This is a genomic window from Pseudomonas sp. GL-B-26, from assembly GCF_019947405.1.
Taxonomy (GTDB): domain Bacteria; phylum Pseudomonadota; class Gammaproteobacteria; order Pseudomonadales; family Pseudomonadaceae; genus Aquipseudomonas.
On the sequence record NZ_JAGYGJ010000030.1, the window covers coordinates 50111 to 71057 of the forward strand.

General features: G+C 58.6%; 19 protein-coding genes and 1 pseudogene. 10 read left to right on the forward strand and 10 right to left on the reverse strand.

The window, feature by feature from the left end; all coding sequences use genetic code 11:
• Positions 1–116: 116 nt before the first annotated feature.
• Positions 117–737, reverse strand: a complete 621-nt coding sequence (locus KGB23_RS19605) for a cell wall hydrolase (RefSeq protein ID WP_223432254.1) — start codon at positions 735–737, stop codon at positions 117–119.
• 175 nt (positions 738–912) lie between these two features.
• Between KGB23_RS19605 and KGB23_RS19610 the strand changes: the two genes are divergently transcribed.
• The gene (locus tag KGB23_RS19610) at positions 913–1764 is read left to right on the forward strand and encodes a CAP domain-containing protein (RefSeq protein ID WP_223432255.1); all 852 of its coding nucleotides are present in this window, start codon (positions 913–915) and stop codon (positions 1762–1764) included.
• A gap of 70 nt (positions 1765–1834) precedes the next feature.
• Here KGB23_RS19610 and KGB23_RS19615 read toward each other — a convergent pair whose 3' ends face one another.
• From KGB23_RS19615 to KGB23_RS19630, 4 genes are all read right to left on the reverse strand, one after another.
• Positions 1835–1990, reverse strand: coding sequence for a DUF2474 domain-containing protein (locus tag KGB23_RS19615; RefSeq protein ID WP_223432256.1), 156 nt, complete (start codon positions 1988–1990; stop codon positions 1835–1837).
• Complete coding sequence (gene cydB, locus KGB23_RS19620; protein ID WP_223432257.1) at positions 1977–2993, reverse strand: cytochrome d ubiquinol oxidase subunit II; 1017 nt, start codon at positions 2991–2993, stop codon at positions 1977–1979. The genes KGB23_RS19615 and cydB overlap by 14 nt, the downstream gene beginning before the upstream one ends.
• A 17-nt stretch (positions 2994–3010) precedes the next feature.
• Positions 3011–4432, reverse strand: a complete 1422-nt coding sequence (locus KGB23_RS19625; protein WP_223432258.1) for a cytochrome ubiquinol oxidase subunit I — start codon at positions 4430–4432, stop codon at positions 3011–3013.
• Between the two features lie 136 nt (positions 4433–4568).
• Positions 4569–6893, reverse strand: coding sequence for an FdhF/YdeP family oxidoreductase (locus KGB23_RS19630; RefSeq protein WP_223432259.1), 2325 nt, complete (start codon positions 6891–6893; stop codon positions 4569–4571).
• Between the two features lie 331 nt (positions 6894–7224).
• On the opposite strand from KGB23_RS19630, the gene moaA reads away from it, so the two are divergent.
• On the forward strand, positions 7225–8223 hold the full coding sequence (gene moaA / locus KGB23_RS19635) for a GTP 3',8-cyclase MoaA (protein ID WP_223432260.1): 999 nt from the start codon (positions 7225–7227) through the stop codon (positions 8221–8223).
• 5 nt (positions 8224–8228) lie between these two features.
• Entirely contained in the window at positions 8229–9128 is a 900-nt protein-coding gene (locus KGB23_RS19640; protein WP_223432261.1) for a bestrophin family protein, read from the forward strand.
• Positions 9129–9329: 201 nt separating this feature from the next.
• Here the strand turns inward: KGB23_RS19640 and glp are convergent, their stop codons facing one another.
• Positions 9330–10535, reverse strand: a complete 1206-nt coding sequence (glp, locus tag KGB23_RS19645; protein WP_223432262.1) for a gephyrin-like molybdotransferase Glp — start codon at positions 10533–10535, stop codon at positions 9330–9332.
• Positions 10532–11071 carry a molybdenum cofactor biosynthesis protein B gene (gene moaB / locus KGB23_RS19650; protein ID WP_223432263.1) on the reverse strand — a complete coding sequence of 180 codons (540 nt, stop codon included), beginning with the start codon at positions 11069–11071 and terminating at the stop codon, positions 10532–10534. The genes glp and moaB overlap by 4 nt, the downstream gene beginning before the upstream one ends.
• Before the next feature lie 294 nt (positions 11072–11365).
• Between moaB and KGB23_RS19655 the strand changes: the two genes are divergently transcribed.
• The 4 genes and pseudogenes from KGB23_RS19655 to KGB23_RS19670 all read left to right on the forward strand — a co-directional run bounded on the left by KGB23_RS19655 (position 11366) and on the right by KGB23_RS19670 (position 13831).
• Positions 11366–12256 carry a LysR family transcriptional regulator gene (locus KGB23_RS19655; protein ID WP_223432264.1) on the forward strand — a complete coding sequence of 297 codons (891 nt, stop codon included), beginning with the start codon at positions 11366–11368 and terminating at the stop codon, positions 12254–12256.
• A 136-nt stretch (positions 12257–12392) separates the two neighbouring features.
• Positions 12393–13220: a formate dehydrogenase accessory sulfurtransferase FdhD gene (gene fdhD, locus KGB23_RS19660; protein ID WP_223432265.1), complete on the forward strand. Its 828-nt coding sequence runs from the start codon at positions 12393–12395 to the stop codon at positions 13218–13220.
• A 37-nt stretch (positions 13221–13257) separates the two neighbouring features.
• Positions 13258–13583: pseudogene (locus KGB23_RS19665) on the forward strand (cyclic pyranopterin monophosphate synthase MoaC).
• On the forward strand, positions 13580–13831 hold the full coding sequence (locus tag KGB23_RS19670; RefSeq protein WP_223432266.1) for a MoaD/ThiS family protein: 252 nt from the start codon (positions 13580–13582) through the stop codon (positions 13829–13831). The pseudogene KGB23_RS19665 and the gene KGB23_RS19670 overlap by 4 nt, the downstream one beginning before the upstream one ends.
• Positions 13832–13844: 13 nt before the next feature.
• On the opposite strand, the gene KGB23_RS19675 is transcribed toward KGB23_RS19670, so the two are convergent.
• The gene (locus KGB23_RS19675; RefSeq protein ID WP_223432267.1) at positions 13845–14633 is read right to left on the reverse strand and encodes a DeoR/GlpR family DNA-binding transcription regulator; all 789 of its coding nucleotides are present in this window, start codon (positions 14631–14633) and stop codon (positions 13845–13847) included.
• A 452-nt stretch (positions 14634–15085) separates the two neighbouring features.
• Between KGB23_RS19675 and speF the strand changes: the two genes are divergently transcribed.
• Complete coding sequence (gene speF, locus KGB23_RS19680; RefSeq protein WP_223432268.1) at positions 15086–17269, forward strand: ornithine decarboxylase SpeF; 2184 nt, start codon at positions 15086–15088, stop codon at positions 17267–17269.
• Positions 17270–17495: 226 nt separating this feature from the next.
• Positions 17496–19172, forward strand: a complete 1677-nt coding sequence (locus KGB23_RS19685; protein ID WP_223432269.1) for an MFS transporter — start codon at positions 17496–17498, stop codon at positions 19170–19172.
• A gap of 286 nt (positions 19173–19458) precedes the next feature.
• On the opposite strand, the gene KGB23_RS19690 is transcribed toward KGB23_RS19685, so the two are convergent.
• Both KGB23_RS19690 and KGB23_RS19695 read right to left on the reverse strand, forming a co-directional pair.
• Positions 19459–19881 (reverse strand): HD domain-containing protein, encoded by a 423-nt coding sequence (locus tag KGB23_RS19690; RefSeq protein ID WP_223432270.1) that lies wholly within the window; start codon positions 19879–19881, stop codon positions 19459–19461.
• A gap of 65 nt (positions 19882–19946) precedes the next feature.
• The gene (locus KGB23_RS19695) at positions 19947–20318 is read right to left on the reverse strand and encodes a PH domain-containing protein (RefSeq protein WP_223432271.1); all 372 of its coding nucleotides are present in this window, start codon (positions 20316–20318) and stop codon (positions 19947–19949) included.
• Between the two features lie 199 nt (positions 20319–20517).
• On the opposite strand from KGB23_RS19695, the gene KGB23_RS19700 reads away from it, so the two are divergent.
• Positions 20518–20943, forward strand: coding sequence for a hypothetical protein (locus KGB23_RS19700; protein ID WP_150657415.1), 426 nt, complete (start codon positions 20518–20520; stop codon positions 20941–20943).
• The last annotated feature ends 4 nt before the right edge of the window (positions 20944–20947 follow it).

Below are 20947 nucleotides of genomic sequence, written 5' to 3' on the forward strand. Positions count from 1 at the left end.
CGACGATTGACTATCGCCTCAACTATCTGGATCGACACTATCAATATACGCCTGGATTCCCGAGTTTGAAGCCATAGGCTTTGAGGATGGCGTGGACCTCGCTCATGCGAACATCCCTACTTCGCCGACCCACCACGCGGCTTATAAAAAAGAAACATCGAGGTCTCGGTGGTCTTGATGTATTTCCTCGCCCAAGCGGGTTTCACCTTCCGGTCGTGGAAGTACATCGCGCCGTGGGTTCGGTCCTTCAGTTGCTTATTAAGCGCCTTGCGCGCGATTTCCTTGGCAATCGCGTATTGGGTTTCTTCCTGGACCCGATCCGAGCGTCCGTCACACCACCACGAAAACTGACAATTTTTGGTTTCAGAACCCTGCTTGACCACGGCGCATACCGTGTCCGGAAAGCCCTCATGGTCCAGGCGGTTCATGACGACGCTGGCGACGGCTTCCATGTCGGCGGACGATTTGCCTTTGGATTCCCAATAGATCGAGCGGGCCATACAGGTGATTGCATCGTCCAGTGGCGACGCGCCGGCGGGATCGACCGCCTGCACTTCGGAGGTGGTGATGGCTTCGGACCTGGGCACCGGTACATCGGTACCCTTCTCCGCGGCTTTCTGCTCAAGGACCTCGGCCTTGTCCTCAGCCACTTCCTTTTTTTGTTCCTGTTCAGACGCGATAGCCTGGCCGGCGAGAAGGGTTATTGCCAAGCAGGTGGCTATCCAGACAACTCGCATGATCGACCCTTCGGACGGAACCGGAAGCACGCCACACTGGCGACTTTGCTTGATTGTAGTTGTCAGAATTCATTCCAACAGACGGACAAAAAAACAGTCTTGGGGCGTGAAAAGTCATTGCGCTCGCGGGGATGAAATCGCGCATCATGGGCGCAGTCAGCTCAAGGGGATTTCCATGCGCGTCAAATCATCTGCTATGTGTCTTGCCACGTTGTCACTGGGGATGTTGTTCGCCGTGAACACATTGGCGGCCGACGAGAAACAACTGATTGATTCGATTAACCTCTACCGCAGCCAGGTGCAGCGCTGCGCGGGTCAGGTGTCGCAGGAACTGCCACCGCTGGCCGGCGACCCACGGCTGGCGTTGAACGCCAACAGTGTCGGCAATCTGCAGCAGGCAATGGCCAGCGCGGGTTATCCGATGAAGAATGTACAGGCGATCAGCCTGTCCGGGCCCCGCGATGCGCCGTCGGCGATGAAAGCCATTCAGGAAAGTTTTTGCCAGATCGTGCTGGACCCGCAATTCGTCGATGTCGGCGTCAGCCACCAGGACCGCGAGTGGCGCATCGTGCTGGCGCGGCCACTGTTGAGCGGTCGCCTGGGCGACTGGCAGTCGGAAGGTCAGAAGCTGTTGGCCGAACTCAACATCGCACGCAGTCAGCCGCGCCAGTGCGGCACGCAATCCTTTGCCGCCGCCACGCCACTGGCCTGGAACGCCGCATTGGCGACGGCGGCCGAGGAGCACGCCCGGTCGATGGCCAACAACAATTACTTCGATCACAAGGACCGCGATGGCCGCATGCCGGGTGACCGGGCTGAATTGGCCGGTTACAGCGGCGGACAGGTCGGCGAGAACATCGCTGCCGGCCAAGACACCGTGCGCAAGGTGGTCGATGGCTGGGTGTCCAGCGCCGGTCACTGCGCGAACCTGATGAACCCACAGTACCGGGAGTTGGGCGCGGCCTATGCGGTTGATCCGAAGAGTGATCCGGGGATTTACTGGACGGCGATGTTCGGGGCGCCGTAAGTTCGGGACGCCCGATAGAAAAAACCCGGAGCCCTGTCATGGGGCTCCGGGTTTCTTTTTGCAGCGATCGTCAGTGGGTACTCATCCCGGCCGCATGCATCAACAATCGCAATGCCCCCGCCACGACACCCAACGCCAGCACACTGCCCAACCAGATAAACACAAGCCACCCGAGGCGCCGGTACCAGCGCGCGGGTTCAGGTTGACGCGATTTAGTGGTAGCCATCACCGATCCTCACTTTGCCGCGGAACACGTAGTAGCTCCAGCAGGTGTACATCAGGATGATCGGGAGAATGAACAAGGCCCCGATCAAAATGAACAGTTGGCTGGAGGGTGGCGATGCTGCGGCCCACAGGCTGATCGATGGCGGCACGATGTTCGGCCAGATGCTGAACGCCAGGCCGATGTAACCCAAAAACACCAGCATCAGGGTAAAGGCGAACGGCCAATGGGTGTGGCGTTGACGCAAGGTTCTGAGCAGCCCGAACATCGCCAGCAAAGCCAATACCGCCAACGCACCGAACACCGCCAGGTGCGCATGGGCAAACCAGCGCGTTGCAATCTCCGGGTGCAGCATCGGCGTCCACACGCAGATCACTCCGATCACCGCCAACAACAGCCAGGCCAGAGGTCGGGTGAACAGGCGCATCCGCGATTCCAGCATGCCCTCGGTCTTGACCAGCAACCAGGTACTGCCCAGCAGTGCGTAAGCGACGACCAGACCAAAACCGCAGAACAACGGAAACGGTGCCAGCCAGTCCAGCGTGCCGCCGGCGAACTGCCGATCAACCACCGGGATGCCGGCAATGTAAGTGCCGATGACCACACCTTGGGAGAACGTCGCCAACAGCGAACCGCCGATAAACGCGAGGTCCCAGATATGGCGTTTTTCAGGGCTGGCCTTGAAGCGAAACTCAAAAGCCACGCCGCGAAAAATCAACCCGCACAACATCAGGATCAGCGGCAGGTACAACGCTTCCAGAATCACCGAATACGCCAGCGGGAAGGCGCCATACAGCGCCGCGCCACCCAGCACCAGCCAGGTCTCGTTGCCGTCCCAGACCGGTGCGACAGTGTTCATCATCACATCGCGTTCCCGTGCATCCGGGATCAATGGAAACAGGATGCCCAACCCCAGATCGAACCCGTCCATGATCACGTACATCATCACCCCGAAGGCGATGAACACGCCCCAGATCAATGATAAATCGATACCTTGAATACCCATGACTCAACTCCCCTTCTTCAATTGACGCGGGCGTCGGTTGCGAGGTTTTCGGCGTCGGCGGACAGCGGCCTGCGCGGCGTGACCACCTGACCGGAAGTGTCCCCAACCGCATGCTCGTGATGCGGTTGCGGCCCTTTGCGCACCAGTTTCATCATGTAGCCGATCCCCACCGTGAACACCGAGAAGTAGATCAACACAAACAGCGCCAACGAAATGCTCAGCTGCATGGCGGTGTGATGAGACGCGGCATCGGCGGTTCTCATCAGGCCATACACCACCCAGGGTTGGCGCCCCACTTCCGTGGTGATCCAGCCGGCCAGCATGGCGATCAGACCGCTTGGCCCCATCCACAGCACGAAGCGCAGGAACCAGCGATTGCGATAAATGCCACCGCTGCGGCGCAACAGCAGGCCCAGCGCGCCGGCAAGAATCATCAACATGCCCAGGCCGGCCATGACGCGGAAACTCCAGAAGATAATCGTCGCGTTGGGCCGATCCTCTTTCGGGAAGCTTTTGAGCGCAGGGATTTGTTTGTCCAGGCTGTGGGTCAGAATCAGGCTGCCCAGGTACGGAATCTCCAGGGCGTAACGGGTTTTCTCGGCCTGCATGTCGGGGATGCCGAACAGCACCAGCGGCGTCGGTTCGTCATTGTTGTTTTCCCAATGCCCTTCGATGGCCGCAATTTTCGCCGGTTGGTGCTCCAGGGTGTTCAACCCGTGGGCATCACCCACCACGGCCTGAATCGGGCAGACGATCAACGCCATCCACAACGCCATCGACAGCATTTTGCGCACTTGTTTGGTGTCATTCCCGCGCAGCAGATGCCATGCCGCCGACGAGCCGACAAAAAACGCGGTGGCCACGAAAGCGGCAATCGCCATGTGCGCCAGGCGGAACGGGAACGACGGGTTGAACACAATCGCCAGCCAATCCAGCGGCATGACCCGGCCGTCGACAATCTCGAAACCCTGAGGCGTCTGCATCCAGCTGTTGGACGCGAGAATCCAGAACGTCGAAATCAATGTGCCGATCGCCACCATGACCGTCGAGAAGAAGTGCAAACCGCGCCCTACCCGGTTCCAGCCAAACAACATGACGCCGAGGAAACCGGCCTCCAGGAAGAATGCGGTGAGCACCTCATAGGTCAGCAACGGGCCGGTGATGCTCCCGGCAAAGTCCGAGAAGCGGCTCCAGTTGGTGCCGAACTCGTAGGCCATGACCAGCCCCGAGACCACACCCATGCCGAAATTGACGGCAAAGATCTTCGACCAGAAATGGTAGAGATCACGGTAGGTGTCGTTGTGAGTCTTGAGCCAAAGCCCTTCAAGCACGGCCAGAAAACTGGCCAGGCCGATGGTGATGGCGGGAAAGATGATGTGGAACGAAACCGTGAACGCGAATTGAATTCGCGCCAGGTCCAGTGCCTCCAGGTTAAACATGATGAATATCCTCATCGATGCTGAAAAAAATGCGGCACACGGTCGGGCCACCGTCAGGCCGTAAGGCCTGCAGCCAACACGTGTCGAAAGGTTCTCGGTGAAACAGGAGCGGCGTGGATGGCCGCCCCGGTTTGAACTACGCGACGGAAGACGTAATCACGTTACTCGCGCCCGCTTGCTCGAGCCGGATGGCGACGAACTTGGAAGTCGGGGTGTACGTACGGTCACCGTAACTTTCCAGCGGCACCAGCGGATTGGTCTCCGGGTAGTACGCGGCCGCCTGACCGGCCGGAATGTCGTACGCGATCAGAGTAAAACCGCTGACCCGACGCTCGCGGTCATCGTCCCAGAGCGCCACCAGATCGACTTTCTGCCCCGGTTCGAAACCGAGTCGGCGAATGTCTTGCTCGTTGGCAAACACCACATCGCGCATGCCGTAAACCCCGCGATAGCGATCGTCCAGACCGTACAGCGTGGTGTTGTACTGATCGTGGGAGCGCATGGTCTGCAAGATCAGATGCGGCTTCACTTTCAGATTGCGCACACCTTCGCTGATCAGATGTTCCGGCAACACGCTCGGGATGAATCGGGCTTTGCCGGTCGCGGTTTTCCAGAGGCGATTCGACGCGTCGTTTGGCATATGGAAACCGCCCGGGTGCAGCAGTCGTTGATTGAAATCCTCGAAGCCGGGAATGGTGTCGGCAATCATGTTGCGGATGCGGCCGTAGTCACCGATGGCCCAGTTCCAGTCGATCGGATGCTTGCCCAGCGTGGCGGCGGCGATCCCGGCAACAATCGCCGGCTCTGAACGCAGGTGCACCGATTTGGGTTTCAACTGACCATGGGAGATGTGGATCATGCTGAAGGTGTCTTCCACGGTGACGCCTTGCGGCCCCTCGGCTTGCACGTCGATGTCGGTGCGGCCGAGGCACGGCAAGATCAGCGCTTCACGCCCGGTGACCAAATGGCTGCGGTTGAGTTTGGTGGCGATGTGCACCGTGAGGTCGCATTTGCGCAAGGCCGCATGGGTACGCGGCGTGTCAGGGGTGGCCTGAGCGAAGTTGCCGCCCAGGGCGATAAACACTTTTGAAAGCCCCTGCTCCATCGCGCCGATCGCCATGACAGTGTTGTGGCCATGCTCGCGCGGTGGTTTGAACGAAAAGCGTTTTTCCAACGCATCCAGCAATTCGACCGGTGCCAGTTCGTTGATGCCCATGGTGCGGTCGCCTTGCACGTTGCTGTGACCGCGAACCGGCGACAGGCCAGCGCCGGGACGGCCGACATTACCGCGCAGCAACATCAGGTTGATGACTTCCTGCAGCATCGGCACCGAGTGCGTGTGTTGAGTCAGGCCCATCGCCCAGCACATGATCACGCGCTTGGCTTTGGCGTACATGCGCGCGGCCAGTTCGATGTCGGCCAGGGTCATGCCGGATTGCTGCTCAATGTGCGCCCAAGTGGTCGCGTCGACTTCGGCCAGGTAGGCGTCCATTCCCGAGGTGTGTTCGGCGATGAAGGCATGGTCGAATACCGGCTCACCACCGGTGGCCTGCGCTTCGCGCTCCCACTGCAAGAGAAACTTGACCATGCCGCGCATGACCGCCATGTCCCCGCCCAGCGCCGGACGGAAGTAGGCGGTGTTGGTCGGCTCGGAGCCGTTCAGCAACATCTCGATCGGGTGCTGTGGATGCTGGAAACGCTCCAGCCCACGCTCTTTGAGCGGGTTGATGCAGATCACCTGTGCCCCGCGCTTGACCGCCTCGCGCAGCGGTTCAAGCATCCGCGGGTGATTGGTGCCGGGGTTCTGGCCGATGACAAAGATCGCGTCGGCATGCTCCAGATCGTCAAACACCACGGTGCCTTTGCCCACGCCCAGGCTTTCAACCATGCTGACGGCACTGGCTTCGTGGCACATGTTGGAACAGTCCGGGAAGTTGTTGGTGCCGTAGGCCCGTACGAACAATTGGTAGAGAAACGCCGCCTCGTTGCTGGCCCGGCCCGAGGTGTAGAACTCGGCCTGGTCCGGCGATTCCAGCGCATTGAGGTGCCGGGCGATCAGGGCGAACGCTTCGTCCCAGGTGGTTTCCACGTAATGATCGGTGGCGGCGTCATAGCGCATCGGATGGCTCAGTCGCCCCTGATACTCGAGCCAATAGTCGCTCTGTTCGGACAGCGTCGAGACGCTGTACTTGGCGAAAAAGGCCGGGTTGACCAAGCGACCGGTCGCTTCCCAGTTAACGGCCTTGGCGCCGTTTTCACAGAACTTGACCATGCCGCTTTCCGGCGACTCGCCCCACGCGCAACCCGGGCAGTCAAAGCCACCGTTCTGGTTGGTCTTGAGCATGGCGCGAATGTTTTTCAGGGCATTTTCACTGCTTAACCAGTTCTTGGTGACACTGATCAACGCGCCCCAACCGGCGGCGGCGCCTTTGTAGGGTTTGTAACGGTCGACTTGAGACATGGTAATTCTCCGTGACAATGCACACAGGCTTCGACCTGATTCAGGTCTTTGTTCGATTGACGGAGAAAGAATATGAACGGGGATTAAATATTGTCTAATCGCTATTTACGACTGCATTATCGAGGACATCTATCATGAGTTTTTTCCGTTTTAAATCAGCCAGTTGAATCTACATAAAACAACTTTAATCGTTTAAATAAATCCTTCATCGACCCTGTCGATCAGCCGGTCATTAATAGTGATTGGACGCCCTCTCTAGTTGCTCTTAGCCTGCGCTCAACAACTCCGTTAATAGCGGAATACTCATTTCACGGATGCAGGCGAGGATGTCATGTCAGAGCGAGTCTTGATCGATGGGTTCTCCAGGCGTGTGGACTATCTGCGGATGTCTGTCACCGACCGCTGCGATTTCCGTTGCGTGTATTGCATGGCTGAAGACATGCAGTTTCTGCCACGCCAACGGGTACTGACCCTGGAAGAAATCTACCAACTGGCCGAGAGCTTCGTGGCGTTGGGCACTCGCAAGATCCGCCTCACGGGTGGCGAACCGCTGATTCGTCCGGGCGTGGTGCAACTGTGCGAAAAGATCGCCGCCCTGCCAGGCCTGCGTGAACTGTGCATGACCACCAATGGCTCGCAGTTGGGCAAGCTTGCAGCGCCCTTGTTCGAGGCCGGGGTCAAACGGCTCAACATCAGCCTCGACAGCCTGGACCCGCAACGCTTTCGTGAACTGACGCGCACCGGTGATCTGGCGCAGGTCATCAAAGGCATCGACGCGGCCAACGCCGCGGGATTTCGCCACACAAAACTCAATTGCGTGGTGATGAAGGGCCGTAACGACCACGAGATCAACGACCTTGTGAGCTTTGCCATCGACCGAAATCTCGACATTTCTTTCATCGAAGAAATGCCGCTGGGCACCATCCATGAACACAGCCGCGCGGAGTCGTTTTACGCAAGCCACCAGGTACGTGAACCGATCGCCGAGCGCTACACGTTGATCGAGTCCGCCGAGTCGACTCAAGGCCCTTCGCGCTACTGGCGCCTGACCGAGGCACCGCAGATTCGTCTGGGGTTCATTTCGCCCCACAGCCACAACTTTTGCGGCACCTGCAATCGGGTTCGGTTGACGGTGGAAGGTCGTCTGTTGCTGTGTCTGGGCAATGAGCACTCCGTCGATCTCAAGGCCGTATTGCGCAGCCACCCCGGCCATCCCGAGCGCCTGGAAAAAGCCATCATCGAGGCGATGAAACTCAAACCCTATCGGCACAATTTCGAAGTGAACGACGATGTCCAGGTGGTTCGCTTCATGAACATGACGGGCGGCTGAACACCATGATCGTTAGACCCAAACCCAATCTGATCGGCGTCCTGACTTCACTCAAGGGCTCGATCGCCAAACGAATTGCCTGGCGCAGCCTTTTGGTAACGCTGCTCGCTTCGGCCATCGTACTCATCGAAACACTGCACCCGAGCTATTTTTCCAAGGTCAGTGCAACGCCTTTCACCCTGCTCGGTTTGTCGTTGTCGATCTTCATGAGCTTTCGCAACAACGCTTGCTACGACCGCTGGTACGAAGCGCGCAAAGCCTGGGGCGACATGCTGGTGGACATTCGCTCGATGGTGCGCGAAACCCAGGTCATCAAGGACGCGAACGAGCGACACAATATCCTCAGCAACCTCTGCGGCTTCGCCCATGCGCTCAATGCAAAACTGCGCAAAGAAAACGAACTGGCGGCCAGTGGTGAATGGCTGAACCCGGTGCCCAAGGACAACGCGGCGGATTTCAGCGGGCAGATTCTGCTGCAGGTTGGTCAACAGTGTTCGGCGCTCGCCGAGTCAGGGGCGATCAATGAATGGCGCTATACGCTCATGGCCAACCATTTGACCCGCCTGACCCAGGTGCAAGCGGTCTGTGAACGGATCAAACACACACCGCTGCCCTTCCCTTACACCTTGCTGCTGCACCGGACCATCTACCTGTTCTGCATTTTGCTGCCCTTCGCGATGGCCGAGCCGCTGGGCTGGCTGACACCGATTTTCACCGCCATTGTCAGCTATACCTTTTTCGGTCTGGATGCGATTGGCGATGAATTGGAAGACCCATTCGGGCGCGATGAAAACGACCTGCCCACCGATGCATTGGTGCGCAGCGTCGAACGGGATGTGCTGGCGGCGCTTGGCGTGACGCAACTGCCACCGCAGCTGGAGCCGGTGGACTATGTGCTTAGTTGATGGGTTTCGTTAATGCCCGCCAGTGAAGTAATTTCCCCGGCAACACACACCTTGTAGCAGCTGGCGAAGCCTGCGTTCGGCTGCGAAGCAGTCGTAAAACCTGAGAATGAGGTAGCCCTGAAGGACCGCATTGCCTGATTTCACGACTGCTTCGCAGCCGAACGCAGGCTTCGCCAGCTGCTACAGAGTGCGTTACGTGTTTTAGAACAATTCGCTGAAGGGAATAAACCGCGCCGTGTCGCCGACTTCCAGCGTGCAGCCCTCTGGAATTTCCACCAGCCCATCCGCCCATGAGGCGCCCAGCAACACGCCGGAACTCTGGTTCGGATAAAGCACCGCTCGACCCGCCTCCAAACGGGCTCTGAGGTACTCCCGGCGGCTGCCCGGTTTGGGCCAGGCAAAGCCGACGCTGATCGGGAAGCTCAATGGCGTGACGTCTTCGACACCCTGAATCCGCAACACATAAGGTCGCGCCAACAGGCCAAATGTCACCAGCGCCGACGTCGGGTTACCGGGCAGTCCGATGACGGGCACGGTGCCAAAATGGCCCACGGTCAACGGCTTGCCCGGTTTGATCGACAGCTTCCAGAGCAGCGGCTTACCGCACTCACGCAGCACCTGCCCGAGGCAATCGGCGTCACCGGCGGACACCCCGCCCGTGGTCAGAATCAAGTCCGCCGCGTGCTGCAACTGTTCGAGCTTGAGACGCGTCTGCCGGGCATCGTCAGGAAGAATGCCGGCATCGATGACCTCGCAACCCAATGCACTCAGCCAATGGCTCAACAAGGTGCGGTTGCTGTTGTAGATACTGCCGGGTTTGAGCGGCGTTCCTGGATCGACCAGCTCATCACCCGTGGAGAGCAAGGCGACCCGTGGCCGCCGCACGACGTGCACATGGGTGCAGCCCTGAGCCGCAGCGACCGCCAACTCGAAAGGCCCCAATCGCTTGCCGGCCAGCAGCAGTACTTGCCCGGCACGGTTCTCCTGGCCTTGCGGGCGGATATTGTCACCCATCGCCAGCGGTTGCTTGAAGCTGACGCGGCCGTCGTCCAGCACCTGGGTGTTTTCCTGCATCTCCACGCAGTTGGCCCCTGACGGTACGGGGGCTCCGGTGAAGATGCGGGCGCAAGTTCCCGGGCGTAGCGCTTCGGGGGCGCGGCCGGCAAAAATCTGCTGCGACACGGTCAGTGGTTCGCCATGCCAGTCGTTCACATTCAGGGCATAACCATCCATGGCGCTGTTCGGCCAGGGCGGCAGGTCCATCGTCGCCAGTAAATCATTGGCCAGCACCCGTTGCCGAGCTTCGCTCAAAAGAACGGGCTCGCTGTCTTGAAGACGTTGTGCCTCAGCCATCTCCAGCAACCGCGCAATGGCCTCTTCCACCGGCATCAGCGCTGACCGATTCATCCCCGTGACCCGCAGGCTTGCACAGGCTTGAGGTGCGGCACGAAATTACACGGACGGTGGCGGGCGTCCAGTTGCTCAGCAAGAATGCCTTCCCACGCCGTGCGGCAAGCGCCTGTGGACCCTGGCAGGCAGCACACCAGCGTGCCATTGGCCAGCCCGGCCAAGGTCCGGCTCTGCACCGTGGACGTGCCGATGTCGAGGATGGAAATCGCCCGGAACAACTCACCAAAGCCATCAATCTGTTTATCCAGCAAGCAGGCCACCGCCTCAGGTGTGCTGTCGCGGCCGGTGAACCCGGTGCCCCCGGTAATCAACACCACCTGAATCCCTTCATGGGCAATCCAGTGCGCGACTTGCGCGCGGATTTTGTACAGGTCGTCCTTCAACAGGTTTCGTTCACTCAGGGTATGACCGGCTTCCAGCAACCGGCTGACCAGTAATTGCCCGGACGTGTCATTGGCATATTCACGGGTATCGCTGACAGTCAGCACGGCAATATTCAACGGTATAAACAATGCATCCGATTTCACGCTCATGTCATTCTCCGACCGATATAAGTTAAATAACTTTCAGAGACTAAAGCGCTTAAACGCTGACTGTCTAATCACTCTAACCAACCAGACTATCGAGCGCCTCTATCGATAAATAGTGTGTATCAAGTGTAAATAACCCGCCGCTGATAGAGCCCATCGATAACCCCTTAAATACTGCTGATTAGACGCATGACAAGGACAGTGAGATCGTCTGCGCCTAACGCCATCAGCCCAGCCTTGTGTCTACGGCACCTGAGTCAATACTTACCTCTCATTCCTCCGTCAGCAGGTGCCATCATGGACATCAAACAACTCAAGTTCCTGATTGCCCTGGAGCAGACCCGACACTTCGGGCAGGCCGCCGCGCGCTGCCACATCACTCAGCCAACCCTGTCCATGCGCTTGCGCAACCTGGAGGATGAACTGGACCTGGTGCTGGTCACCCGGGGCCAACGCTTCGAGGGTTTTACCCAGGCCGGTGAGCGTGTGCTGGCATGGGCCAAGACATTGCTGGCCGCCCACGACGGGCTCTTCGCTGAAGCCGCCGCGTGCCGTGGCCAGTTGGTCGGCAACTTGCGTCTGGGCCTGGTGCCGCTGAGCAGCTTCAATCCCGTCAGCTACATTCAGGGCCTTAACCGCAGCTTTCCCGAGCTGAAATTCAGCCTGTGCTCCCTCAGTTCAGACGAGATCATCGAAGGTCTTGGCAACAATCAACTGGACCTGGGCGTGTGCTACCTGGATCACGTCAATCCGAATTATTTCGAGTCTTTCGAAATCGGCGAGACCCGCGTCGGCCTGCTGTACGACACGCGGCACTTCCATTTCGAAGGCACTGAAATGAGCTGGGAAGACGCCGCCGAACTGCCCTTGGGGATGATCAGCAACGGCATGCACTATCGAAAATCCATCGATCTGAGTTTCCGCAGCCGTGGACTCAATCCGCAGCCGATACTGGAAAGCGATTCGACGTACCAGTTGCTCCAGGCGATTCACGAAGGCTTTTGCTGCGCCATCATGCCGCTGGACAGCGGTCTGGAGGAACCCATCGAGCATCTGGCGTTCATCAACCTGCCGGATGCCAGTGTGCTTGCGCCCCTGGGCCTCGTCATGCGCAAAACCGAGCCTCGATCGGCCATTGCCGAGAAATGTTTTGCTGAAGCCAAACTGCTTTTCAGCCCAAAAAGTTAATACTGATTATTCACAACTAATAACTCATATCGGACAGGGTGATCGACGCGACCAATCACCGAATCGGAACAAGCGATTAGACGCACTCGTTGAATATCCGTAGCCTGAACTTAGTCCAGTGCTGCGGGGATTTATCATGGCGTGCCAAGTTGAACAAACACGTGAACTAACCGACGCAAACGCACCTGCGCCAAAGCCTTTGCACGTCACTTATAAAGAATACGATTCGAACGCGTCAGTCGCTCAAGCGGCGCTGGCCTCCGAGATTGCCCTCGCTATCACTTACAACGGTCTGAGCCAGGCCGTGATGATGGTGTCGCCCGGTAACCTCGAGGACTTCATTCGCGGGTTCAGCGTCAGCAACGACATCGTCGAAGACCTCAGCGAAATCTACGATGTCCGTCTCTCACATTTCGACCAGGCCTGTCAGGCGGATGTGCAGATTTCCAATCGCGCTTTCTGGGCACTGAAAAATCATCGCCGGCAAATGGCGGGCACCAGCGGTTGCGGCTTGTGCGGCGTGGAAGCGCTGGAGCAGGCGCTGCCGCAACTGGAGATTCTGCACCCTGCCGCGCTTCCACCGGCGGAGCATTTGCGCGGCATCCGCGATCGCATCGAACAGGCTCAGCAAATGGCCCGCAGCAGCGGTGCCTTGCATGCGGCGCTGTACTTCGATGCTCACGGCGCGGCGCTGCTGTGCCGCGAAGACATCGGCCGCCACAACGCGCTGGATAAATTGATCGGCGCCCTGCAACACGCCGGCATCAATACGCGCAGCGGCTTCACGGTGGTGACCAGCCGCTGCAGCCTGGAACTCATTCACAAAGCCGTCAGGGCGAAGCTTGGCACGCTGGTCAGCTTGTTGGCGCCCACCGCGCTGACCGTGCAGTGGGCCCTCAAACATCGCCTGAACCTGATCCACGTCCCCCATCGAAACGCGCCACGCATTTACAGCCCGGTTTAACGGGATTAGCGCTCTCTTGTGAGCGCAGGAGTTAGACATGACAGAAAACGCGAATACCCCATCCAACCGCTTGACCCACCTCGACAGCCAGGGCCGCGCGAACATGGTCGATGTGAGTGAAAAAACTTCGACCCTGCGTGAAGCCCAGGCACACGCCTGGGTGCGTATGCGCCCCGAGACTTTGAAGCTGATTCAGAACGACGGCCACCCGAAAGGCGATGTGTTTACCGTCGCCCGGATCGCCGGCATCATGGCGGCCACATGTGCAAAGCGGTGGATCGCGGCATGGTCATCGGCGAAATCCGTCTGCTCAGCAAACACGGTGGCCGTTCGGGGAAATTCCAGTGGGAGGACGCACAATGATTCTGATCAGTTACTTCGCTCGTTATCGCGAGCAGCTGAACCTTGGCGGTGAAAAGCTGCCATTGGCCGCCACCCTCAAAAGCATCGACGACGTCCGCCAACTGCTGATCGCGCGCGGCGGTGTCTGGGCAGAGGTGCTGGGTGAAAGCAACCTGATGTGCGCCCTGAACCAGGAGCTGTGCCACCCGGATCAGGCAATCGAGGACTTTGACGAGATCGCCTTTTTTCCGCCGGTGACCGGGGGCTGAAGCATGACGCGCTTCACGCCTCCACCTGCACCACCTCAATCCCGAGTTTTTGATAGTCCTCGACATTGCCCGACGCCACGTGGCGCTCGGTGATCAGGGTGTGAATGCGCTGACACGGCGCAACAACAAACGGCTCTACCGCCCCCAGTTTGTCGGCGGTGGTAACGGCAACGACATGGGAAGCGCTGGCGAGCATTGCCTGTTTGACCGGCACCTCGTCGAAATGCAGGGAGCTGATGCCGACTTCCGGGTGAATCGCACAGACGCCGGTGAACAGCAGATCAGCCTTGATGCCCTCGATCAGCCGCAACGTTTCATGTCCGCTGGCCGACAGGGTCGCGGGGTTGAGTTGTCCGCCGGCCAGAATCACCGTGATGCCTTTGTATTCGGCCAGGGTGATCGCGATCATCGGCGAGGCGGTGACGGCCGTAATGGCAATGTCGGAAGGTAGAGAACGGGCGATCTGCAGCGTCGTGCTCCCCGAATCGAAAATCACAATCTGGCCGTTGTGTACGTGGCGTGCGGCCAGTTGCGCCAAGTGTGTTTTCACCTCATCGGTTTCGCTGACGCGGGTGAAATAATCCTTGCCGGTGTCCTTGGGCCGCGGCAGCGCCCCGCCGTGCACCCGCTGCACCAGCCCGGCGCTGGCCAGCTCCGCCAGATCACGGCGAATAGTATCTTCGGACACCACGAAATGCTGGCTAAGCTCACTAGCCATGACCTTGCCGTCACGTTCGAGGATGAGCAGGATTTTTTGCCGGCGCAGATGAGGGAGTTCGGCGGCTGAGTGTGAATCGTGCATGTTTTTGCCCGCTTTTGCGTGTAATTGCGTGTTTGTGCGAGACTAGCCAAAGCGCGGGGTAAACACAAACCAGCCGGCTATCAATTGTTTCGATGATTCAAATCATGAAGCCGAATTTTTTATTTCTTTGTGACCTATTCAAGATGGCGCCATCACACATGTTTTGGATGAAAACTTCATGAATCTAAATTTTGCCTTTGCCTGCATGATCGTGGTCTCGTTCGCGATTGCGTTGGGCCACGCCTGATCAGCGGAAACCAAGGGGTTAGCGAATCAGAGGGGTCGAGCGCCGCGGTGCTTGGGGAACACCGGTAGAAAAGCCATAAGCCTTGCCAAACATGGTCTATAACCAGTGTCTACATGATTTGGATCAGGGAACCTTGAAGTCTCCCTCGCTAAATTGATCTCTTGAAAAAAGCCGACAAGTGACTGTCCGCTAGGAGATTCCTCGCATGAAAACCCTGAAAATAGCCGCCAGTGATTCCGCGTTCGATTGTTTCCAGACCTCCCGAGAAGTGATTCCGCTCAATCAAACCGACTACACCGACGTCGCGGTTGCGGTGTTCTCTGTGGAGGATGTGCTGGGAGACGCCTTGGGCGTCCTGCAACGTACCGGTTTCGATATCCCCATTTTTCTCGTCGCCTCCCCCGGTTCCGGCAACCGCGCCCGGGAGGTTTACAAGCACCTGCAAGATGTTCTGCTTCAGGTGAATGGCATTTTTGACCCCTCGCGCAACAACGCCGAATACCATGGCAACCAATTGGAGACGGCGGCAAAAGCCTATGAAGAAAGTCTCCTGCCGCCCTTCTTCGACGCGCTAAAGCACTACACCGAATCAGCCAACGCGACGTTCGCCTGCCCGGGTCACCAGGGCGGCCAGTTTTTCCGCAAACACCCGGCTGGCCGGCAGTTTTTCGACTTCTTCGGCGAGACCCTGTTTCGCGCCGACATGTGCAACGCCGACGTAAAACTTGGCGATCTGCTGATCCATGAAGGCCCGGCACTTCTGGCGCAAAAGCACGCGGCGCAGGTGTTCAACGCCGACAAGACCTACTTCGTGCTCAATGGCACATCGGCCTCCAACAAGGTGGTCACCAATGCGCTGCTCACGCCTGGCGACCTGGTGCTGTTCGACCGCAACAACCACAAATCCAATCACCAGGGTGCATTGATCCAGGCGGGGGCGACCCCGGTTTACCTGGAAACCGCGCGCAACCCTTATGGGTTCATCGGCGGGATTGACGCCCATTGTTTCGAAGAAGATTACCTGCGCGAACTCATCCGTGAAGTTGCACCGGACAAGGCCGAGCTGCCACGGCCGTTTCGCCTGGCGATCATTCAGCTGGGCACCTATGACGGCACCATCTACAACGCCAGGCAAGTCGTCGATCGCATCGGCAAACTGTGCGACTACATCCTGTTTGACTCGGCGTGGGTGGGCTACGAACAGTTCATCCCGATGATGAAGGATTGCTCGCCGCTGCTGCTGGATCTGCATGAAAACGATCCCGGCATCTTTGTCACCCAATCGGTGCACAAACAGCAGGCGGGGTTTTCCCAGGCGTCGCAGATCCACAAAAAAGATCGCCATATCAAGGGCCAGGCCCGTTATTGCAACCATGCGCAGCTAAACAACGCTTTCATGGCCCAAGCCTCTACCAGCCCGTTTTACCCGCTGTTCGCCTCACTGGATGTGAACGCGCGCATCCATTCCGGCCGCAGTGGCCTGCGCCTGTGGGAAGACTGTGTGAAGTTCGGCATCGAGGCGCGCAAGTTGATTCTGGAAGCGTGCACCCTGGTTCGCCCCTTCGTGCCGGACACCATTGACGGGCGCCCCTGGCAGGACCATCCGACCGAAAACATCGCCAACGACATCCGGTTTTTCGAATTCCATCCGAAGGATCGCTGGCATGCCTTTGGCGGTTACGCCGACAAGCAATACTTCATCGACCCCTGCAAGTTGCTGTTCACAACGCCCGGCATCGACCCGATCGATGGCAGTTACACCGACTTCGGTATCCATGCCGGCATCCTCGCCAACTTCCTGCGCGAGAATGGCATCGTTCCGGAAAAGTGCGACCTGAACTCGATTCTATTCCTGCTCACCCCTGCTGAAGACTGGGCGAAGATGACTCATCTCGCCGCACAGATCGCGCGCTTTGAACGCTTCATCAGTGATGACGCGCCAATGAGCCGGGTGTTGCCGGCCATCTATGCGAAGCATCAGGAGCGCTATCGCAACTACACCATTCGCCAACTCTGCCAGGAGATGCACGACCTCTACCGCACCCACAACGTCCAGCAATTGCAGAAGGCAATGTTCCGCAAGGAACACTTCCCGAAAAAGGCGATGAACCCGCAAACAGCACAGTTCGAATTCATCCGTGGCAACGTCGAACTGGTGGCGCTGGCAGACGCCGAAGGTCGCATCGCTGCCGAAGGTGCCCTTCCCTATCCACCCGGCGTGCTCTGCGTGGTGCCCGGGGAAATATGGGGCGGTGCGGTGCTCAAGTACTTCCTGGCGCTGGAGGAAGGTATCAACTCACTGCCCGGCTTCACGCCGGAACTGCAGGGCGTGTACTTGAAACAGGAAGGTGATCGCATTCGAGCCTATGGGTACGTGATCAAGACGTGAGTCTTCACACCTCCAGCGGTGTGTCAGCCCGGGGTTGAGCGTGATGGCGAGTGGATATCTGCGCGAAGCCGATTATGCTTCAGGAAACCTTGCAGCGATGCGAGGCCGTCAGCCTGTGTGCATGCTTCGCGCAATCCGTAATCCGACGACATCAGCCCCAGGGCCTGGGTGCGGCAAAAAAGTAACGAGGTACTCCGGCCTATAACAAGAACGACGGAGAAGACTCATGGCCGCAATCGACAACACTTCCACGAGCAGCGCGCCCCACCACGGGATCACCAAGGAGGAGCGCAAGGTCATTTTCGCCTCGTCCCTGGGCACCGTGTTCGAGTGGTACGACTTCTACCTTTACGGCTCTCTCGCCGCAATTATTGCGAAGCACTTCTTCGCCGGCGTCAATGAGACAACCTCCTTCATCTTCGCGCTGCTCGCGTTCGCCGCGGGCTTCGCGGTACGCCCCTTCGGCGCCATTGTGTTCGGCCGACTGGGGGACATGATCGGACGCAAACACACCTTCCTCATCACCATCGTGATCATGGGTATCTCCACGGCCGTGGTGGGCTTTTTGCCCGGCTACGCGACCATCGGCGTGGCGGCGCCGATCATCCTGATCTCCTTGCGCCTGTTGCAAGGCCTGGCCCTGGGCGGTGAGTACGGCGGCGCGGCGACCTATGTCGCCGAGCATGCGCCGAAAGGCAAACGCGGCTACTTCACTTCGTGGATTCAAACCACCGCGACCCTTGGGCTGTTCCTTTCGCTGCTGGTGATCCTTGCTTGCCGCACGGCACTCGGCACCGAAGCGTTCGAAGCCTGGGGCTGGCGGATTCCGTTCCTGCTGTCGATCCTGCTGCTGATCGTCTCGGTGTACATCCGCTTGCAACTCAGCGAGTCGCCGGTGTTCTTGAAGATGAAAGCCGAAGGCAAGTCCTCCAAGGCGCCGCTGACCGAATCTTTCGCCCGCTGGGACAACCTCAAGATCGTGATCATGGCCCTGCTCGGCGGCACTGCCGGCCAGGCCGTCGTCTGGTACACCGGGCAGTTCTATGCGCTGTTCTTCCTGCTGCAGACGCTGAAGATCGACCCGCAAACCGCCAACCTGCTGATTGCCGGCTCCCTGCTGATCGGCACGCCGTTCTTCGTCATATTCGGCAGCCTGTCCGACCGCATCGGCCGCAAGGGCATCATCATGGCCGGCTGCATCCTGGCGGCAGTGACCTACTTCCCGATCTTCCATGCGTTGACCCAATACGGTAACCCCGACGTGTTCATCGCGCAGGAGAAGAACCCGGTCACGGTGGTCGCCGATCCCGGCCAGTGCTCGTTCCAGTTCGACCCGGTGGGCAAGGCCAAATTCACCAGCTCCTGCGACCTCGCCAAGACCGTGCTGGCGAAGAAGGCCATCCCCTACAAGAACGAGAAGGCCGAACCGGGCACCGTCGCGCAGGTGCGCATCGGCGACAAGGTGATCCAGAGCTTCGAGGGCACCGGCATGCCGGGCGCCGACTTCAAGGCCAAGAACGACGCCTTCGCCGCCACGCTTGGCACCGCGCTCAAGGACGCCGGCTACCCCGAGAAGGCCGACCCGGCCAAGACCAACTACCCAATGGTGCTGCTGCTCCTGACCATCCTGGTGATCTACGTGACCATGGTCTACGGCCCGATCGCCGCCTGGCTGGTGGAACTGTTCCCGGCGCGCATCCGCTACACCTCGATGTCGCTGCCCTACCACATCGGCAACGGCTGGTTCGGCGGCTTTCTGCCCACGGTGGCGTTCGCCATGGTGGCGGCCACGGGTGATATCTACTATGGGCTGTGGTACCCGATTGTCATCGCTGTGATGACGGCCATTCTTGGCACGTTCTTCCTGCCGGAAACCAAGGATCGGGAAATTCATCACACCTAAGTCTGGCACCCGCCCTCTCCTGCCAGGGAGAGGGCAAAGCGCCAACGCAGACCATTCGAGCGATTCGCGACTTCATTGCGCAGTAATCTCGGTTACTTGCGCCGCAACACGCACTGTGTAGCAGCTGGCGGAGCCTGCGTTCGGCTGCGAAGCAGTCGTGATGTCCAGACAATGCGATGCTTCAGGAAAACCGTGTGTTGAGGTTTAACGACTGCTCCGCAGCCGAACGCAGGCTGCGCCAGCTGCTACACAGTGCGGGGCGCAATTGATCTATTGGTTCGGCTTGTCAGGAACGCAACACGCCAATCGCTCGTCGATATTTCTCAACACGTTCCAGGTCTTCCCACGACGGCTGCGCTATCCGCGACAGATCGCTGTTCTCTTCAAGGTCCGCCAGTTTCACCACCCGGCCTATCGGGTTCTGCGCCGCGCGTTCGACGAAGGCTTCATAGGACTCACCCGCCACTTTGGTCACCGACTCGATGGCTGTCAGAACGGCTTCGCTGAAGCCTTCCTTGCGCAGGTCATCAAGGCTGATGCCACTGTCTTCGACCACGTCATGCAGCACCGCGACGATGCGTTCTTCCAGCGTGTTGACCCGTAACATGACTTTTAGCGGATGCAGGATGTAAGGGCTACCGCCCTTGTCGACCTGCCCCTCATGCGCGGTGGCGGCGATGGCAATGGCGCGTTCCAGCGTCTGGCTCATGTCGTTCTCTCTGGGTAATCGGCGTTCGCATTGGAGCTCGCCGCAATGACCGTTAAAATCCGGGTTCAGCCCAACAGATGCTGTGAGATGAGTTTGGAAATCTCGACCATCGACGTCCTCCCCGTGAATTCAAACTTCACTCTGCCCAGCGCCGAGAAGTAGATTTCCAGCTCAGAATCCAGGTCGAAGGTGCCCGAGGTTTCCACGGAGTAGGCGACGATGTTTTTGTAAGGCAACGAAGTGAAGTCTTTTTTGCTGCCGGTGATGCCTTGCACGTTCACCGCGATGATTCGCTTGTTGGTAAACACCACGCCGTCGCGCATGGATTTATAGGCATCAATGACATGCTCGCCGTCCAGCAGCAGCGCGGTGACTCGCTCCGCGTACTCGTTGTTTTGCTTGAGTTTGAAAAAGCCTTTGTTGTTGAAATCGATCATCCGTCATCCCCTTCCTTAAAGAGTGTTCCCTGGATTGCCAGCGCGTGGCGCGGCGAGCATACCATCGGGCCTGCGCTTTTTACGCCCCCTCCCACAGCGGATCTGAAAAACCAATGGAACCGCGCGCCTCATCGCGTTTTCGAAAGCCTATCAGCGCTGATCTTTGATCAAACAAGGCGCCATTGGAGAGGAAACCCCGATGAACAGTAGACTGCTGTTTCTGCTTGCCAGCCTGAGCCCAACCCTGGTCATGGCTGAGGGCTGTGACGTGCTGACCCGCTCCCAAAGCCCTTCCGTGCCGGTGGTCGAAACGCATAGCTGCTATGAGTACGAAGGCATGCCGGTGAGTTCCATTGATTGGTCATGCAGCAACGAGAGCAAAGACATGCTGACCAGCACCAAGAAAAAAGTCGAACAATGTGCCGATCATTCTCAGGCCACTTGCATCGCGACGTTGACGCAAGAATCGCTGGCCAATCCTCACTCCACCAGCAAGGACAAGAGCAGCACATCGCTGAACATTCCGAACAATGCGAAGGTCACTACGTATTACTACGGCGCTGAGCACTTGAGTCAGGCGAAAATTGATTGCGAGTCGGGTGGTGGTCACTGGAAAGCGCAGTAACCGC